Annotated in this window: 18 protein-coding genes, 2 tRNA genes and 4 pseudogenes; 13 read left to right on the forward strand and 11 right to left on the reverse strand. The window is 67.8% G+C overall.

The annotated features are described in order from the left end of the window. Positions 1-28 precede the first annotated feature (28 nt). Together selB and MX659_RS02170 are read left to right on the forward strand one after the other, a co-directional pair. Entirely contained in the window at positions 29-1,936 is a 1,908-nt protein-coding gene (selB, locus tag MX659_RS02165) for a selenocysteine-specific translation elongation factor (RefSeq protein ID WP_267191840.1), read from the forward strand. A 65-nt stretch (positions 1,937-2,001) separates the two neighbouring features. Next, positions 2,002-2,098 (forward strand) — tRNA-Sec (locus MX659_RS02170). Between the two features lie 486 nt (positions 2,099-2,584). On the opposite strand, the gene MX659_RS09135 is transcribed toward MX659_RS02170, so the two are convergent. Beyond that, the gene (locus tag MX659_RS09135; protein WP_407674448.1) at positions 2,585-3,115 is read right to left on the reverse strand and encodes an acyl-CoA dehydratase activase-related protein; all 531 of its coding nucleotides are present in this window, start codon (positions 3,113-3,115) and stop codon (positions 2,585-2,587) included. Between MX659_RS09135 and MX659_RS02180 the strand changes: the two genes are divergently transcribed. The 8 genes and pseudogenes from MX659_RS02180 to MX659_RS09230 form a co-directional block, all read left to right on the forward strand. Beyond that, on the forward strand, positions 3,057-4,070 hold the full coding sequence (locus tag MX659_RS02180) for a DUF523 domain-containing protein (protein ID WP_267191842.1): 1,014 nt from the start codon (positions 3,057-3,059) through the stop codon (positions 4,068-4,070). The genes MX659_RS09135 and MX659_RS02180 overlap by 59 nt on opposite strands. A 2-nt stretch (positions 4,071-4,072) precedes the next feature. Then, positions 4,073-4,585, forward strand: coding sequence for a nitroreductase family protein (locus tag MX659_RS02185; protein ID WP_267191843.1), 513 nt, complete (start codon positions 4,073-4,075; stop codon positions 4,583-4,585). Positions 4,586-4,591: 6 nt separating this feature from the next. After that, positions 4,592-4,945, forward strand: coding sequence for a hypothetical protein (locus MX659_RS02190; protein WP_267191844.1), 354 nt, complete (start codon positions 4,592-4,594; stop codon positions 4,943-4,945). An 89-nt stretch (positions 4,946-5,034) separates the two neighbouring features. Continuing rightward, positions 5,035-6,042 carry a polyprenyl synthetase family protein gene (locus MX659_RS02195; protein ID WP_267191845.1) on the forward strand — a complete coding sequence of 336 codons (1,008 nt, stop codon included), beginning with the start codon at positions 5,035-5,037 and terminating at the stop codon, positions 6,040-6,042. A gap of 76 nt (positions 6,043-6,118) precedes the next feature. After that, entirely contained in the window at positions 6,119-7,309 is a 1,191-nt protein-coding gene (locus MX659_RS02200) for an FprA family A-type flavoprotein (RefSeq protein ID WP_267191846.1), read from the forward strand. 21 nt (positions 7,310-7,330) lie between these two features. Beyond that, positions 7,331-7,417, forward strand: a pseudogene (locus tag MX659_RS02205) (tyrosine-type recombinase/integrase); the annotation flags it as partial. 239 nt (positions 7,418-7,656) lie between these two features. Further along, a pseudogene (locus tag MX659_RS09140) lies at positions 7,657-7,979 on the forward strand (transposase); the annotation flags it as partial. Continuing rightward, positions 7,969-8,080, forward strand: a pseudogene (locus MX659_RS09230) (transposase); the annotation flags it as partial. The pseudogenes MX659_RS09140 and MX659_RS09230, both read left to right, overlap by 11 nt. A gap of 211 nt (positions 8,081-8,291) precedes the next feature. Here MX659_RS09230 and MX659_RS02225 read toward each other — a convergent pair. Then, positions 8,292-8,366, reverse strand: a tRNA-Val gene (locus tag MX659_RS02225). A 214-nt stretch (positions 8,367-8,580) separates the two neighbouring features. Here MX659_RS02225 and MX659_RS02230 point away from each other — a divergent pair. After that, complete coding sequence (locus tag MX659_RS02230) at positions 8,581-9,339, forward strand: SDR family oxidoreductase (protein ID WP_267191849.1); 759 nt, start codon at positions 8,581-8,583, stop codon at positions 9,337-9,339. Between the two features lie 96 nt (positions 9,340-9,435). Here the strand turns inward: MX659_RS02230 and MX659_RS02235 are convergent, their stop codons facing one another. The 8 genes from MX659_RS02235 to MX659_RS02270 all read right to left on the reverse strand — a co-directional run bounded on the left by MX659_RS02235 (position 9,436) and on the right by MX659_RS02270 (position 14,040). After that, positions 9,436-9,639, reverse strand: a complete 204-nt coding sequence (locus tag MX659_RS02235; RefSeq protein ID WP_267191850.1) for a cold-shock protein — start codon at positions 9,637-9,639, stop codon at positions 9,436-9,438. A 303-nt stretch (positions 9,640-9,942) separates the two neighbouring features. Continuing rightward, positions 9,943-10,143, reverse strand: coding sequence for an iron chaperone (locus MX659_RS02240; RefSeq protein WP_267191851.1), 201 nt, complete (start codon positions 10,141-10,143; stop codon positions 9,943-9,945). Positions 10,144-10,152: 9 nt separating this feature from the next. Beyond that, on the reverse strand, positions 10,153-10,695 hold the full coding sequence (locus MX659_RS02245) for a methyltransferase family protein (RefSeq protein WP_267191852.1): 543 nt from the start codon (positions 10,693-10,695) through the stop codon (positions 10,153-10,155). A gap of 12 nt (positions 10,696-10,707) precedes the next feature. After that, positions 10,708-12,024 (reverse strand): serine hydrolase domain-containing protein, encoded by a 1,317-nt coding sequence (locus MX659_RS02250; RefSeq protein WP_267191853.1) that lies wholly within the window; start codon positions 12,022-12,024, stop codon positions 10,708-10,710. Beyond that, entirely contained in the window at positions 11,973-12,287 is a 315-nt protein-coding gene (locus MX659_RS02255; RefSeq protein ID WP_267191854.1) for a hypothetical protein, read from the reverse strand. Before MX659_RS02255 ends, MX659_RS02250 begins: the two co-directional genes overlap by 52 nt. A 217-nt stretch (positions 12,288-12,504) precedes the next feature. Next, positions 12,505-12,741: a hypothetical protein gene (locus MX659_RS02260; protein WP_267191855.1), complete on the reverse strand. Its 237-nt coding sequence runs from the start codon at positions 12,739-12,741 to the stop codon at positions 12,505-12,507. 66 nt (positions 12,742-12,807) lie between these two features. Beyond that, on the reverse strand, positions 12,808-13,371 hold the full coding sequence (locus MX659_RS02265; protein WP_267191856.1) for a DUF2239 family protein: 564 nt from the start codon (positions 13,369-13,371) through the stop codon (positions 12,808-12,810). A 258-nt stretch (positions 13,372-13,629) separates the two neighbouring features. After that, positions 13,630-14,040 (reverse strand): TspO/MBR family protein, encoded by a 411-nt coding sequence (locus MX659_RS02270; RefSeq protein WP_267191857.1) that lies wholly within the window; start codon positions 14,038-14,040, stop codon positions 13,630-13,632. A 146-nt stretch (positions 14,041-14,186) separates the two neighbouring features. Between MX659_RS02270 and MX659_RS02275 the strand changes: the two genes are divergently transcribed. Both MX659_RS02275 and MX659_RS02280 read left to right on the forward strand, forming a co-directional pair. Then, positions 14,187-14,702, forward strand: coding sequence for an IS110 family transposase (locus tag MX659_RS02275; protein WP_267191858.1), 516 nt, complete (start codon positions 14,187-14,189; stop codon positions 14,700-14,702). 15 nt (positions 14,703-14,717) lie between these two features. Further along, positions 14,718-15,131, forward strand: a pseudogene (locus MX659_RS02280) (transposase); the annotation flags it as partial. A 297-nt stretch (positions 15,132-15,428) separates the two neighbouring features. On the opposite strand, the gene MX659_RS02285 reads toward MX659_RS02280, so the two are convergent. After that, positions 15,429-15,932: a restriction endonuclease gene (locus tag MX659_RS02285; RefSeq protein WP_267191859.1), complete on the reverse strand. Its 504-nt coding sequence runs from the start codon at positions 15,930-15,932 to the stop codon at positions 15,429-15,431. Between the last annotated feature and the right edge of the window lie 21 nt (positions 15,933-15,953).

Raw genomic sequence — 15,953 nt, forward strand, 5'->3', positions numbered from 1 at the left:
GCGCTTCTCGAAAGCGACAGGAGGCACGATGTCCGCACCATCCCTCGTGCTCGGCACCGCAGGCCACATCGACCACGGGAAGTCTTCGCTCGTCAAGGCGCTCACTGGGACCGACCCAGACCGCCTGCCTGAGGAGAAGGAGCGGGGCGTCACCATCGAGCTCGGGTTCGCGCAGCTCACGCTGCCGAGCGGACGCTCGATGGGCGTCGTGGATGTGCCGGGCCATGAGCGCTTCGTGCGGCAGATGGTCGCAGGCGCTACCGGCATCGACGTGGTGCTCTTCGTTGTGGCGGCCGACGACGGCGTGATGCCGCAGACCCGCGAGCACCTTGCCATCATCGACCTGCTCGGCATTCCCGCCGGCGTCGTCGCGCTCACGAAGGCGGACCTCGTGGACGAGGAGTGGCTGGCGCTCGTCGCCGAAGACGTCCGGGAGCTCATCTCCGGCACGAGCATCGCGGGTGCGCCGATCGTGCCGGTGTCGTCCAAGACGGGGCAGGGCCTCGACGACCTGCTTGCGGCCATCGACGAAGTGGCCTCCGAGGCCGCGTCGCGGCACGCCGACCTCCCCATGCGGCTGCCGGTCGACCGCGTGTTCACGATCGCCGGTGCGGGCACCGTGGTGACGGGCACGCTCTGGAGCGGGACGGCGGAGCGTGACGCGCAGGTCGAGGTGTACCCGAGCGGGCGGCGGGGCAGGATACGCTCCGTCCAGGTGCACGGGAACAGCGTCGAGAAGGCGCGTGCCGGCAACCGCGTCGCGCTGAATCTCGCCGGCCTCGAGCGCGACGAGGTCGAGCGCGGCGACGTCGTCGCGGAGCCAGGCTCGCTCGCCGTCACCGACCGCTTCGACGCGTACGTGACCTACCTGGCCTCCGAGGACAAGCCGTTCGAGACCGGCACGCGCGTGCATGTGCACCACGGCACGCGAGAGGTGCTCGGGCGCGTGCTGCTTATGGACGCCGAGGCGCTTGCGCCCGGCGAGAGCGGGTACGCACAGGTCAGGCTCGAAGAGCCGCTGATGCCGCGATACGGCGACCGCTTCATCGTCCGCCGCTACTCGCCGATGTGGACGATCGGCGGCGGCGTCATCCTCGACGTCTTGCCACCTCGCCGCACGCGGCTCAAGGAGCACGAGCGCGCGCTGCTCGACGCGCTGCGCGCGGGCGACCTCGGGAGCGCGGCCGTGGGGCTTCTGCGCTCGCGTGCGGTGCCGATGACGTCTGGGCAGGTGGCCATGGCGCTCGGACTGCCCAGGCCGCAGGTGGCCGACCAGCTCAACAGGGCGGCGCTGGAGCGCGTGAAGGTCGGTGCTGAGACCTACTTCGTGACGGCAGAGGCGCTCGCGGACCTCGTGGAGGCCGTCGAACGAGAACTGATGGCCTTCCACGACGAGAACCCGACCGCCACCGGGATCTCGGCGCTCGCGCTTCGCGACCGCGTGGACCGGCGTCTCGACCCGAAGGTCTTTGACGCGCTCGTGGAGCGAGCGGTCGCCGCGGGCAAGGCCGCGGTCGCAGGTGGCGAGGTGCGTCACCCGCGCGCCGCCTCCGCTGCGCTTGCCGAAGAGGAGGCCGTCCGCGTACGGCTGCTCGCGCTTCTCGCCGCGCAGGGGCTCCAGCCCGAGGGGATGTCCGAGCTCGCTGCGGCGGCCGGTGCACCGCTCGACGTCGTGAGGCGCGTCCTCACGAAGCTCGTTGCGAGCGGGGACGTGGTACGCGTGGGGCCCGACCTGCATTTCCACGCTGCGGCCGTGAGCGAGGCGCGCGAGCGCATCGTGGCGTACCTGCGCGAGCACGGAACGATGCTCGCGAAAGACGCGCGGGACGTCACGGGCAGCAGCCGCAAGTACGTGGTGCCGCTGCTGGAGTACTTCGATGTACAAGGTGTCACGAAGCGGCAGGGCGACGAACGGGTGCTGGGTCCGAGAGCGTGACGCGATCGGCCGTGCTGCGCGCGGCGGTTTGACACGCCGGCACGCGCCACTCACAATTCGCCCCTGGAGGCGGATGGGTCCTGGTGGGCTCCGCGGTCTTCAAAACCGTCGTGGGGCGTGAAGAACGTCCCGGGTGCGTTCGATTCGCACACGCCTCCGCCAGCATCCGGTTGACTGCGCGTGCCTCCTGCTACTAGCGTGGTGAACGCATGGTGCGCCCCATCCTCGCCCGTGCGTGGACGATACTCGCGTGCTCTGTGCCCACCTCGTTCCTGCTGCTGTTCGGTGCCGCACATACCGCCTACGGAGGCGATCTACCGAAACCAGGCCAGGGCGCCCGGGCGCAACCGTGGTCGTGGGGAATGCCGAGGCCTTCGCATCATCGCTGTCTGCCGAGATCCGGTGAGTATGCGGGTGAACCGATGAGGCGATCGATCCACCTGGCGTGGGACGGGATGAGGACACGGAAGCTTGCGTTCGCGATTCTTTGCGTCGAGATGCTCGCGACCTCTCGTGATCTCGCAGGCGTTGTTCCTTGTGCGGGACCTGGCCGCCGCGAAGAGCAGGGTTGCCGGCTTCCAGCCTTTCGACCAGTGGTACCAGCTTAGCGACGCTTCGAGCGCAGAGAGATTCGCTGCCCGCTCCGGTTCAGCCGATTTCGAACAACGGCTTGGCCGCCTCTACGCGTGGTTGCAGAGGCGCGACGACATCGATCTCGTCATCTTGCCAAAGAGCCAGGTGATGCTGGGCTATGGGCAGGCAGCGATTGCGGCCTACGTCGTATCGCCCAACGTCTCCCGGTACTCTGCGCGGTGCCACGAGATCGGGGACGAGGACGTGGTCGCAGCGCCCTCGCAGCGCTTCGACATGGCCGAGGAAGAGCTTCATCGACAGGCACGTCTCATCGACGGAAAGGGCAGTGCCCCGCTCGAGCAGGGCCGTGGTGTTCGGAGGGCTTACGACGACCTCGGACTCGATGCCCTCGAAGAAGGCGCTCCTGTGAAGCCCTCGTATCGCATGCGACGGGAAGAATGGTGCCAGGGATTTCGCACTATCATCGAGCGACGTCTGCGAATGGGAACACTCCGTGCGACCGTGCACTGCAGTGGAAGGAGCAAGCGTGGCTGACGAGAGCTTCGGCACGCCTGAGATCCTCACCGACAAGCCCGTGATCGGCATCAGCGCGTGCCTGTACGACTGCCCCGTGCGGTACAACGGCAAGCGCTTCGATGCGGTCTCGCGTCTCGGTCGCGAGAAGGGCGGCTTGCGCTTCATGCCCGTGTGCCCCGAGTGCATGGCCGGATTCGGGGTGCCGCGCGACCCGATCCACCTCACCGGCCCAGGCAAGGACGTGCTCGCTGGCACCGCTCGCGTCGTGAACCGGCATGGCCGCGACGTCACCGCCGACCTGGTCGCGGGAGCGCAGGCGTGCGCGGACGCGCTCGACCGGGCTGGCGTGCGCGTTGTCATCCTGAAAGAGGAATCGCCGTCATGCGGCCTGCTGAAGACCCGGGTCGGGAACGGGCAGCGCGAGCAGCGCGTGAAGGCCGCGGGCGTCTTCGGCGCGCTGCTCGTGCGCAAGGGCTGGTTCATCATTCCCGACGCGGCATTCGACTCGCCGCTCAAGTGGTGGGACTGGCGTCGCCGTATGCACGCGTGGCTGTGGTTGTCGGCTCGCTCGGTGCGAACGAACGGCGAGCTTTCTGACGCGTGGCACGTGGTGAAGTTCATCGTGCAGGAGACGCAGCGCGCGGAAGCCGACGCCATCGGCCGCGCGATCGCTGGGCTGCCGCGGCACGCTGCCGCGGAGGAGATCGAGGCCGTCCGCGCGCGGATGCTCGACGCGCTCCGCGCGCCCACGACGCCGCAGCGCGCGCTCGCGGCGATGTGGAAGGCGTACACATACCACCGCAAGCGCGGTACGCTGGAAGGCGTGGATCTGCACGAACTGACAGTGCGCTCCCCCGAGGTGCGGCGCAATGCGACCGCGCTCGCCCAGGAGCTGCTCGTGCTGGAGCGCGTCTCGTTCGAGAACGACCTGCTCTTCGCGCCGAGCCCGGTGCTGTACCGCGAACGGCGGCGCGTGCGGGCGCGCGACGAGGCGCTCGGCAGGACGCCGGACAGGAAGGAGTGACCATGGACGCCATCGAGGCCATCATGACGCGGAGGAGCATCCGGAAGTACACGGACGAGCCGGTCTCGCCCGAACATGTCGAGACGCTGCTCAAGGCCGCCATGGCCGCGCCGTCGGCAGGCAACCAGCAGCCGTGGCGCTTCGTGGTGCTCACCGAGCGCGAGCGCCTGGACGCTGCGGCGGAGACGACGCCGTACGGCGCGATGCTGCGCGAGGCGCCGCTCGGCATCGTCGTGTGCGCGGACACGCGCGATCTGAAACACCCGCAGATGTGGCAGCAGGACTGCTCGGCCGCCGTCCAGAACGTCTTGCTCGCTGCGCACGCACTCGGGCTTGGGGCGGTGTGGCTCGGCTTCTGGCCGAAGCTGGAGCGCGTCGAGCCGCTCAAGGCCGTCCTTGGGCTGCCGGAAGGCGTCGAGCCGCTTGCGGTCATCGCGATCGGGCATCCCGCCGAGACGAAACCGCCGGTGGACCGCTTCGACCCCGAGAAGGTCCGCTACGAGCGCTGGTCGTGAGGCGGCATGGGCGCGCGAGGCCCGTACGGGCGCATCGTCAACAACTTCTTGCACGACATGGCGACCGGCACCTGGGCCGCGTGCGTCCTCGTCATCGCCGTGCTCGACCCGCGTGCAGCAGCGGCGCCTCATGAGGCTGCCGTCGCGCTTGCCGACGCGATGCGTGCGGTGTTCTGGCTGCTCACAGGCGCGCTCGCCGTCATCGCCGTCACCGGCGGGATCCGGCTCGCGTACTGGCGCCAGCAGGCCGCTCCTGAGGAGGTCGCGGCGAAGCGCACGGCGCTCGTCGTCAAGCACGTCGCCTTCCTGCTGATCTACGGCGCCGGAACCGCATGGGCGTGGCTTGCCGTGCGAAGCTAGTCCGGCGGGCAGGCAGGTTGTGGACCGGGCTCGCGGCGAATACTATACGTGGGACTGAACCCCGCCTGGCGACGCCGCCGAGGAGCCACATGACCGGATTCGAGCGCTACTTGGACCGCACCGCGAAGAAGTTCGACGAGTACCTGCTCACCTTCTTCGAGGACGGCTCGCATCCGGACATGACCCGCTACCTGTACGAGCCGCTCCGGAGGTTCTCCGACAACGCCGGCAAGCGGCACCGGCCGCTCATCTGCCTGCTCGCGTGCGAGGCGGTGGGGGGCGACCCTCAGCGCGCGTGGCCGGCGGCGGCCGCCATCGAGCACTTCCACACCGCAGCGCTCATCCACGACGACATCGAGGACTCCTCGCTCACGCGGCGCGATGTGCCGTGCATGCACGTCACGGAGGGCGAGGGCCTCGCCATCAACGCGGGCGACCTCGCGCTTTCGCTCGTCTGCGGGACGGTCGTGGACGACGAGGGGCTTGACGACGCCACGAAGCTTCGGGTGCTCGGCGAGCTCGTGTCGATGACGACGCGGACCATCGAGGGCCAGGCGCTCGACATCGGCTGGGCGCGGGACGGGCGGTTCGACCTCACCATCGAGGACTACCTCGTGATGGCCAACCACAAGACCGCCTTCTACTCCGGCGGGGTGCCGCTGGCCGTCGGCGCGATCATCGGGGGTGGTACCGAGGAGCAGATCGAAGCACTTCGCGCGTTCGGCATGGCCGCAGGGCTCGCGTTCCAGATACAAGACGACGTGCTGAACCTGGTGGGCACCAAGGAAGCCACCAAGAAGGACTTCCGGAGCGACATCACGGAAGGCAAGCGGACGCTCGTCGCGATCCACGCGCTTGCGAACTCGCCGGAGCGCGAGCGGCTCGTGGAGCTGCTCTCCGCGCACACGACTGACCCTGACGAGCTCGCGGAGGCGGTCGCGATCATGGAGCGCGCGGGCTCGATCGAGTACGCGAAGCGCTACGCGCGCGACCTCGTGGAGCACGCGAAGGCGGGGCTCAAAGCCGCGCTTCCGCCGTCGCGAGCGCGCACGCTCCTGCTGTCGATGGCGGACTTCTTCGTGAAGCGCGCGGCGTAGGGCGCTTCTTCGGGTACGAACCTTGGGACGGCGGCCGGTGAGCCGCCCCGGCTCGCGTTCGTGCAAGGAGGACGGCATGCGTGCGTACCCGATCGCTGAAGGCATCGACTGGGTCGGCGCCATCGACTGGAACCTGCGCGACTTCCACGGCTACGAGACACCGTTCGGCAGCACCTACAATGCGTACCTCGTGCGCGGCGCCGAGAAGATCGCGCTCATCGACACCGTGAAAGCGCCGTTCGTGCCGGAGCTTCTGGCGCGCGTCTCGAGCGTCGTGGACCCGGCCGACGTGGACCTCATCGTCGTCAACCACGTCGAGCCGGACCACAACAGCGGCCTCCGCGACGTGATGGCGGCCATGCCGAACGCGCGTGTGGTCGCGTCGCCGTCCGGCGTGAAGGGCGTTGCCGAGTACCACGATGGGCTTGCGGTCGACGCCGTGACTGCCGAAGACGTGATCGACCTCGGTGGCCGCACGCTGCGCTTCCTTCCGATGCCGATGGTGCACTGGCCGGACTCGATGTTCACCTACTGCGCCGAGTCCAAGACGCTCATGCCGAACGACGCATTCGGGCAGCACTTCGCTTGCGAGGAGCGGTTCGCCGACGAGCTGGGACTCGATGAGGCGCTCGAGCAGCTCGGCATCTACTACGCCAACATCCTGCTGCCGCTCGGTACGCAGGTTGCAAAGGCGGTCGACAAGGTGCTGGCGACGGGCTGGGAGATCGACGTCATCGCGCCCTCGCACGGCGTGGCGTGGCGTGGCGCCGACATCGCGGCAGCGATCGAGCGCTACCGGCGGTGGACGGCGGGCGAGAAGCGTGACAAGGCCGTGGTGGTGTACGGCACGATGTGGGGCTCGACGGCCGCGCTCGCGGCGCGTGCGGTGGACGGCCTCGCGCAGGCCGGCGTGGAGGCGGCGCTCTACGACGTCGCCGCGACGCCTATCGCGCACCTGGCGTATGAGCTGCTGGAGGCCAAAGCGCTCGTGCTCGGCTCGCCGACCTTGCACCACGGCATGCTCTACCGCGTGAGCGGCCTTCTGACCTACCTCGAAGGGCTGCACCCGGCAGGACGCCTCGCCGCGACCTTCGGCTCGTACGGTTGGGGCGGCGGCGCGATCAAGCAGATGCGCGAGCGGCTTGAGAAGGCGGGTTTCGAGATTTATGGCGAGGACCTCGGGGTGAAGTTCCGTCCGACCGCGGCCGACCTGGAGGCCGCCGAAGCGTGGGGCCGCAGCATCGGCGAGGCGCTCAAGGCGCGGTAAGACGCCGGTGGGCTGGGGACAGCGGCGCGCCTGCTGAAGTCGGGTCACGACATCCGGACGATCCAAGAGCTGCTCGGTCACAAAGACGTGAGCGCCACGATGATCTAGACGCACGTACTGGCTCGCGGGGGTATGAGGCGCGAAGCCCGTTGGACTGCTTGTGACATCCCGGCTGCTTGAAGAGCGGGGGCATCGTAGCTGCTTGCGCAGACTGGAGATGCTCTCGCGGTTAACGTCCCCGGTAGTGGTGCACGAAGGCCCGGCCGCCTGGCACGAGGCGGCCGCTGCTCCATCCTCGAGGGTGATTGAAGCCCGAAGACGAGGAGGAGGCAGCGGCCAAGGACACGATGGACCGGCTGGCATGGCTGCGCAAGACGCTTAAGGACGCCGATCCCGACCTGATGCGCGAGATGCTGCGCGTGTTCGCCGAAGAACCGATGGGTGCCGAGGCCGATGCGCTCTGCGGCGCCAGCCACGGCGAGCGTAGCGACGAACGCGTGCCGAGCGGGCGCTCGTGGCCGTGATCGCCGAGCGCTGCGTGCGCGGGGTCTCGGCCAGACGCGTGGACGGGCTGGCGAAGACGCTCGGCATCGAGGACATCTCGAAGTCGCAGGTCTCTCGCCTGGCTCGTGCGCTCGACGAAGAGATCGCCGCCTTCAAGCATCTTCCCGAACCGCGAGAGCATCATCCGTCTGGTGGGCCCGGTGCTCTCAGGGCAGCACGACGAGTGGCAGGCGAGCCGCCGTTGCATGTCGATCGAGCCGCTGGAGAAGACCATGCAGCCGATGCTCGTGGTGGAGGAAGGACTCGATCAGGAGGTGGTGCCCGCGCTCATGGCTGGCTGAGCGACAAGCTCGAGGTCGGAGCAGAGGGCCTCATACACCACTTGACGGGACGTGCCGGGGGCTCCATAGCCTCCTACCAGCTAAAACGCCCCTTCGAGTATCTCCGAAGAGACACTAAAGGGGCGTCCTGTCATCCATGGTGGGCGATACAGGATTTGAACCTGTGACTTCCTTCTTGTAAGGGAGGCACTCTCCCGCTGAGTTAATCGCCCGTTCGGCGTTCGCGCGTGACTGCCATTCTAGCAGGGCGCGGCGAACGTGCGCAGGACGGCGAGCCGCTGACCTGCCCCGGTGCAAGTACTTCGAATCACTTGCGCCCGAAGCGTTCCTCTCCACCGTGGGCGGGGTAGAACCACAACATGGAGCGTCGTCAAGCGCCCGCGACGCTCGGACATACGATGGAGGGCGCGTGGAGGTGGGAAAGGCATGGCAGACCTCACTGGAAAGGTGGCGCTCGTGACCGGGGCTGCTTCCGGCATCGGTCGGGAGAGCGCCCTCGCCTTCGCTCGAGCAGGGGCCAAGGTGGTCGTCTCGGACGTGATGGTCGAGGGCGGCGAAGAGACCGTCGCCATGATCAGGGACGGCGGCGGCGACGCTATCTTCGTCGAGTGCGACGTGTCGAAGGAAGACGACGTCAAGAGGCTCGTCGCGCGGACCATCGAGGCCTACGGACGTCTGGACTGCGCGCACAACAACGCCGGCATCGAGGGCACGCCGGCGCCGATCGTGGAGTGCACCGAGGAGAATTGGGACCGTACGCTCGGCATCAATCTCAAAGGCATCTGGTGGTGCGCGAAGTATGAGATCCCGGAGATGCTTAAGGTAGGCGGAGGCGCTATCGTCAACACGGCATCCATCGCCGGCCTGGTCGCGTTCCCGGCGCTCCCGGCCTACACAGCATCCAAGCACGGCGTCGTGGGACTCACGAAGTCGATCGCGCTCGATTACGCCACGCAGAACATCCGGTGCAACGCGGTCTGCCCGGGCGTCATCCACACGCCGATGGTCGATCGCTTGACGAACGAGGATCCCGAGGCGCTGAAGGGCCTGCAGGCGTTGGAGCCGATCGGTCGCCTCGGCAAGCCTTCCGAGATAGCCGATGCGGTCGTATACCTCTGTTCTGATGAGGCGTCGTTCATCACCGGCGCTGCGTTGCCGGTGGATGGCGCGTACGTCGCGCAGTAGGCGGCAGAGCACGGTCACGACACGCCTGCTCCGCCACAAAGCGAGACCGGCCGGTCCCTCCGGGGGCCGGCCGGTCCGTATGCGCTCTGGCACGGCTTAGAGCGGGCGCACCTGCGTGGCCTGCTGCTTGCCGTTCTGGCCAGTGGCCTCCGTGAAAGACACGGCCTGACCCTCGTCGAGGGTCTTGAAGCCCTCGCCCTGGATCTCGGAGAAGTGGACGAACAGGTCGTCGCCACCCTCGCGCTCGATGAAGCCGTAGCCCTTGTCAGGGTTGAACCACTTGACTTTACCTTCAGCCATTCCAAACCTACCTTCCGCCCTAACGCGGGGCACAACAAAATGACGTGACCGACCGCCAGAATGCGGTGTGTCACGTCGCAATCCTGCGAGCCCCTCTGGCTCGCCTGCAGGGAGTATAGCAGATTACGCGCCAGCGTGTGCGCCGGGCTCCTCCAGCCAGCGGAGATGCTCCTCGATCCGCTCGGCCGCACCCTCTTCGGCGTCGGGCTGCGCCGAGCATCTCGATGCGTCGCAGAATCCAGTCGTCCTGGTACACAGCGCTCCCGTCAGAGGACCGCCTGCAAGTCTAGTCCCGCGACCGCTTCAACCCTGTCCCACGTGCTTGGCGAACCCGCCGAAGTGCACGAGGTCCACGCCGTCCAGGTCGAACGTCGGCAGCCGGTGGCTGATCGTCTCGGCAGCCTGTGGCACTTCCTCGCGGATGATCGCCCGCATGCGCCTCAGCACCGCCTGCATCTCGGGCGGATACGCGCTGATGTACTCGTCGATCGCGTCGGCCGCCATCGCTCCTTCTCACCGCACCCCGGGCACGAGGCGCTTCGTCCTGCGCATGTACTCGCTATACCCGGGCAGCTCGCCGGCCAGCCAGCGTTCCTCGGCCAGCGTGCGCGCCACCAGGCCCGCCATGCCGAGCGCCACCGCTATCCACGTCCATCGCGCCCCCGCGAAGAGCGGCAACCCGATGTAGAGGAGCGCCAGCCCCAGGTAGAGCGGGTGCCTGATGACCGAGAAGATCCCCGTGTCCACGAGCCGGTGCCCGTCGTGCGTCTCCACGGATGCCGAGAACGACCTGCCGAGCGTGGTGACGCCGACCCACCTCAGCCCGGCGGCCGCCGCGACGAGCAGGGCGCCCGCCACCATCCCGGGCGTGCGCGGCTCGGCGGTCCCGAGCGCCAGCTCCGCGATCGGTCCCGCGAAGCACGCGAGATACGGCACCCAGACCGCCCAGAACGTCCACTCGCGCCGCGCGCGCGTGGTGGGCGCGCCTGATACCGCGAAGGCGGCGCGGTCGATAAGCGTGTAGGCGACGATCAGCACGATGTATGCGCTCTGCATGCGCGCGTTCTCCTATCGGTCGGTCTCGGTCGTCGCGGTGCCGTCAACCGGCGCAAGGAGCGCGGTGGCGATCAGCGTCGCCGCGCCGAGCCCGGCGGCTGCGGCAGCCCAGTCTGCCACGAACGGCAGCACCGAGGAAAGCAGCAGGTGCGGCTGCGCGGCGCTCCACGCGAGCGCGTCGATGACGAGCGTGCCGAGTGCGAACAGGAGCGCGCGCCTGTAGCGTGCCGCGGCCGAGAAGGGCGCGATCCGACGGATTCCGCGACGCACGTCGCGCGCCAACCGACCGAGCTGCAGAAACGAGGCAAGCGCGATGACGCCGGCAAGCGCGATGACGCCGGCAAGCGCCCGGAGGAGGTTCTCAGCCCAGACGATGCGCGTGAACTTCACGGAGCCCAGTCCGGCGTACGAGGCCCAGTCTCCGAGGATGCGGCCCATCATCGGCCAGCTGCGCTGGCTGTTGGTGAGGATGACGATGCCGTCGCCCGAGGACGGCACCGCCTGGAAGTGGGTCATCCAGCCATTGCCCTGCCCGCCGTGCCAGACCGACGTCCGACCGTCGGGAAGGCGCTCGATGAAGTGGCCGAGGCCGTAGCTGTCGGCGACGGCGCCGAAGATCCCGGTGACGTCGGTCTCAGCGGCGTGCATCGCGCTGATGGCGGTCGGGCTCAGCACGTCCTGGTCGGCGGCGTGCTCGCCGGTCATCTCGGCGGCGGCGAAGCGCGCGATGTCCTCCACCGGCGCGAGCAGCCCGCCGGAGGCCTTGGCCGGATAGACGTAGGGCGCCACCGGCTCGCCGCGCAGGTCGTAACCGGTCGGGAAGTCGGGGCGCAGGCGCTCCTCCCACACGAAGGTCGACTCGCGCATGCCGAGCGGCTCGAGCACCTCGGCCCGCATGTACTCGGCGTACGACCGGCCGGAAACCTCCTCGATCACGATCTCGAGCAGGTCGAAGCCGGGGTTCGAGTAGAAGAAGCCCGCGCCGGGCTCCCGGAACAGGCGCGCCTGCGCCGCGAGGTCTTCGCGCAGCGTGGGCATCTCGGCGCCAGGCTCGTACTGCGCCAGCACGTCGCCGAGCGGCATGCCCGCGGTCTGGCTGAGCAGCCGCCTCACGGTCACCTCCCGCTCGGCGTACGGCGTGTCCGGCAGCTGGAAGCCACCGAGATAGTCCTGCACCGGACGGTCCAGATCGACGAGGCCGTGCTCGGCCAGGCGCATGACGCCCCACGCCGTCAGCGACTTGGAGATGGACTGCGCGCGGCAGACCGAATCGACCGTCATCGGACGCGCTTCCTCGACGTCGGCCAGGCCGTATGCGGCCGACCACACGACCTCGCCCTCCCCACGAGCGCGATGCTCGCACCCGGGACGTCGTAGCGCTCCATGAGGCGCGGTACCGCCTCGTCGAGGTGCGCGGTGAAGGCGTCGCGTGACCGCCAGCGCGGCGCGCGGGCGTCGGCGCAGCCGTGCAGGCCGAGGAGCGCCACCGCCAGGAGCGCACCCACGGCGCGGACGATCAGAGCCCCGGCACGTCCGTGCTGGGAGCGCGCGGTCGTGTCGCGATCGGTCGCTCGCCTCCGCGATGCGGACATGCGCTCCCTCCCCGTGCGGTTCCTGCCGCGGTCCCACGGAATCGTATACCATGTCCGACAACCATCCGGGGCCGGCACCCCGGCATGGAGCAGAACGTCTACCGCGTGCGGATCGGGTCGGACGCGAAGTTCATGGACCGCTTCTCGCGCCTGTCACCCAAGCGCGCCGCTGCGCTCATCTATAAGCAGATGAAGGACCTGCTGCCGTCGCAGCGCGCTAAGAGCCCTCGTCACGCTGCCATTCGAAGCAGAAGTCCTGCTCCTCCGTCGCCGGCCAGAGCACGCGCGAGGCCGGAGTGATCACGAGCGCCAGCTGCGGGATTCCGATGGGGGCGCGCCGCCGGCAGCTGCCGTTCCACCAGTAGCGGCATGAGCCGCACGACATAGCGTCGGGCTTCGCCTCGGTCGTGCCGTCAGTGCTCCCCCTCCGCAGGTCGTTGTCTTCCGGCGACACCACCTCCTCCTTCCCCCGGACACGGGGCTACGGTAGAAGGGTAGCCGATACGTCTGACACGATGAGCTAGCCGGCGTCTTCGGCATCGAAAGCGTCGGCGGCGAGCTTGGCCGAGAACCGAGCGACGTCTTCGGGCCACGCGGCCAGATGGGACTCGAAGCCCCGCTCGTCACCCGCGAACAACGAGCGGCACGCCTCCTCGAAGCCGACCAGGTTGCCGGCCATCGCTGTCATGAAGCGGAACGCGGCCTCCCGCGAGCGCCTCACGCGGTCTCCCCGCTCGTTCTGTCGACGCGCCTGATCGACGAGCCGCCGAAGCGCGGCCGACGCGCCCGATGGTTGCGCGTTCAGCCACTCCCAGTGACGGGGCAGCAGCGTGACCTCGCGCGAGACGACGCCGAGCCGCGGTCTCCCCGGACCCTTGCGTTCCGGGGCCTCCGCCGGCGCGCCGGCGGACGACGCTTCGCGCCGATCGATATCGACCTGCTCGCCGGTGACGTCGTCGAACACGAGCAGGGTTCGTGGATCGTCACGCTCCAGCAGCTCGGCGATAGCGGCGGCGATCTCAGCTCGGCCGCCCGAGGCGACCGCCTCGGCGTCGGCGAACAGGGTAAGCGCTTGCTCGGTCATGTGTGCTCCTCGGCATCTGGTTACGATGTCGCTGATTATTACCCGGGTGAAACTATGTTGTCAATATCACCAGGGTGAAAAGGGAGACGCCGCACGTCGGTGCTCCGCCGCGCCTACTTGGGAGGCGCGTCCAGCTCGACGCCGTGCTCCGCGTGACTGAAAGTACCGAACTGCTGCCCATGCCCTGACCTCGAATCCGTACCTGGCGCTTGGGTGCATCAACGGCACGGTCGCGCGACTTCTGATCCACACGTCGCGCTATCGGTTCATCCAGGTGATCGAGAGTTGCAACACGCTGGCCGTTGCGACCCAGACGAGATAGGGCGTGAGGGCGAGAGACGCCAGCCGGGAGTACGGCCAGAAGGCCACCATGCACCAGACGATCATCGCGAGGACGATGAGGATATCGATCGAGGCGAGCGGCAGGTTGCGCAGACCGAACTGGATGGGCGTGAACGCGAGGTTGGAGACGACGTTGACCGCGATGGGCACGAGCAAGGACATCGGTGCCGTCCCGCGCGCGACGCGGTAGATCATGTAGCCGAAGACCACGATGATGACCGGGTAGAGCACGGTCCACACGGTGCCGATGAAGCTGGGCGGAGGCGTCCACGCCGGCTTGGCGAGGCTGTCGTACCAGTCCATGCGTCCCACCTGAGCGCCTCCCAAGACACCGATCCTCCGGACAACCCGGCGATCTCCGACACGTGTTCGACCATCCGCCTAGTCACTATGAGATGAGCGGCCCGAATCCGCATATAACGTGGATCACGGCGGGAATGACCCCGCGGCGCCGACATACGGAGGGACCGGCCATGAACGAGTGTACTCACATCGGGCTCGACGTCCACAAGGACACGATCTCGGTCGCCGTCTTGCGATCCGGCACGACCGTGATCGCACCCTCGATGATCCCGAGAAGGAGCGGCGTCCGCGTGAAGACCGACCGCATCGACGCGCGCGACCTCGCGCGGCTCCATCGCGCGGGCGAGCTCACGAGTGTGCGGGTGCCAGGGGCTGCCGAGGAGGCTGTGCGCGACCTCATCCGCGTGCGCGAGGAGGTCAAGTGCGACCGGCGGATCGCCCGTCAGCGGATCCGGAGCTTCCTCATGCGCTACGGCAAGCGCTACCCCGGCCCGCGCGACGCCTGGTCTCACCGCTTCGAGGTATGGGCGCGCTCTGTGACCTTCGACAAGCCGCACGCACAAGAGGCGTTCGCCAACCCGCTTTCCGCCAACTTCATCCGCGATGCGCAACTCGCCGAGATGGGCAAGCGGGTCGAAGAGATCGCGATGACCGAGGCCTTCGCGGCCGACGTCGCCCGCCTCTAGACGTTTCGCGGTGTCGGCACGCTTACGGCCATGACGATTCTTGCCGAGACGTGCGACTTCACGCGCTTTGCAACGGCAGGCAACCGCATGGCATTCACCGGGCTCCTGCCGTCCGAGCACTCGAGCGGGGCGAGCAGGCACCAAGGCTCGATCACCACGACGGGAAACCGGCACATCCGCCGCGCGCTCGTGGAATCCGCCTGGGCCTACCGGCACGCCCTTGCCGTGCGCAGCAAGCTCCGTGAGCGTCTCGAGGGGATGCCGCCTGAGGTCGCCGCCTACTCGTGGGCAGCACAGATGCGGCTGAACGGCAGCTACCGCCGCATCGCCGCGAGAAAGGGTGCACACACCGCGGTCGTGGCCACCGCACGTGAGCTCTCGAGCTTCGTCTGGGGTCTCATGACCGGCAACCTCGGTCCGGCCCGATAGTAGACGTCATGCATGCGGGCGGGCGCCACACTCCGGAGAGATCCTCGATGACGTTATTCGACATCAGCAAGCGAGCGCCTAGTTTGAGGCAGGCTCCGGGCCGACCGAGATGTGGAGTCGAAATCCCTTAGATATCGGCATGGTCGAGCGCCGTTGCCATGTGCCCGTCCGCTGTCACCTACACACCAGAAAAGAGGACCGTGATCGATCGCGGGTTGACCGGCAATCTCATATCAACGTACGTGTTTGGGGATGAGCGGCGAACGAAGTGAGTCCGCTCGATCCCCGGGTTAGACCCTACAGATCAACATCCTGTTCGAAATAGTCAGTGTCGATGCGCTGAAGACGTATCGTTCTTGTCACACTCGTACCGACATCATGGTCCATCATGAGTTCCGCGAGCTTGTCGCCGTCGATTAACACGATGCGCTTCTCAATCATCTTGACGTAGTCTCTTGCCGGGCCGCTGAATTGAGCCGTGGTGATGAAGACTCCCTTGCGCGCTCGATGACTCTCAAGCGATCCGGCGAACTCCCGGACCTCCTTCTCGCCAACTGTGTTCGCCCACCGCTTGGCTTGGACAACCACTACGTCGAGGCCAAGCTTATCCTCCTTGATGAAGCCATCGATCCCGCCGTCACCAGACCTTGCTGTCATACTTGCGCTGTCTGCGACAGAGCCCCCGTATCCCATGGCGACGAGGACATCGAGTACGACTCTCTCGAAGCGAACGGAGTCCATCTCCCGCAGCCTCTCAAGTAGTTGCTCGTGTGCATTCGCATGGACAATCAGTGGGCCCACTGCGGCCAACCACCTCGAGTT

The sequence above is a fragment of the Parvivirga hydrogeniphila genome (genome assembly GCF_023371205.1).
GTDB lineage: Bacteria > Actinomycetota > Coriobacteriia > Anaerosomatales > Anaerosomataceae > Parvivirga > Parvivirga hydrogeniphila.

Bases quoted from the DNA above. Each gene is read 5' to 3' on its own strand.
- MX659_RS02230 (WP_267191849.1), top strand. From the start codon at position 8,581: ATGGCAGACCTCACTGGAAAGGTGGCGCTCGTGACCGGGGCTGCTTCC.
- MX659_RS09135 (WP_407674448.1), bottom strand. From the start codon at position 3,115: ATGCCGATCACGGGCTTGTCGGTGAGGATCTCAGGCGTGCCGAAGCTC.
- MX659_RS02195 (WP_267191845.1), top strand. From the start codon at position 5,035: ATGACCGGATTCGAGCGCTACTTGGACCGCACCGCGAAGAAGTTCGAC.
- MX659_RS02235 (WP_267191850.1), bottom strand. From the start codon at position 9,639: ATGGCTGAAGGTAAAGTCAAGTGGTTCAACCCTGACAAGGGCTACGGC.
- MX659_RS02255 (WP_267191854.1), bottom strand. From the start codon at position 12,287: ATGTCCGCATCGCGGAGGCGAGCGACCGATCGCGACACGACCGCGCGC.
- MX659_RS02275 (WP_267191858.1), top strand. From the start codon at position 14,187: ATGAACGAGTGTACTCACATCGGGCTCGACGTCCACAAGGACACGATC.
- selB (WP_267191840.1), top strand. From the start codon at position 29: ATGTCCGCACCATCCCTCGTGCTCGGCACCGCAGGCCACATCGACCAC.
- MX659_RS02190 (WP_267191844.1), top strand. From the start codon at position 4,592: ATGGGCGCGCGAGGCCCGTACGGGCGCATCGTCAACAACTTCTTGCAC.
- MX659_RS02265 (WP_267191856.1), bottom strand. From the start codon at position 13,371: ATGACCGAGCAAGCGCTTACCCTGTTCGCCGACGCCGAGGCGGTCGCC.
- MX659_RS02185 (WP_267191843.1), top strand. From the start codon at position 4,073: ATGGACGCCATCGAGGCCATCATGACGCGGAGGAGCATCCGGAAGTAC.
- MX659_RS02240 (WP_267191851.1), bottom strand. From the start codon at position 10,143: ATGGCGGCCGACGCGATCGACGAGTACATCAGCGCGTATCCGCCCGAG.
- MX659_RS02200 (WP_267191846.1), top strand. From the start codon at position 6,119: ATGCGTGCGTACCCGATCGCTGAAGGCATCGACTGGGTCGGCGCCATC.
- MX659_RS02245 (WP_267191852.1), bottom strand. From the start codon at position 10,695: ATGCAGAGCGCATACATCGTGCTGATCGTCGCCTACACGCTTATCGAC.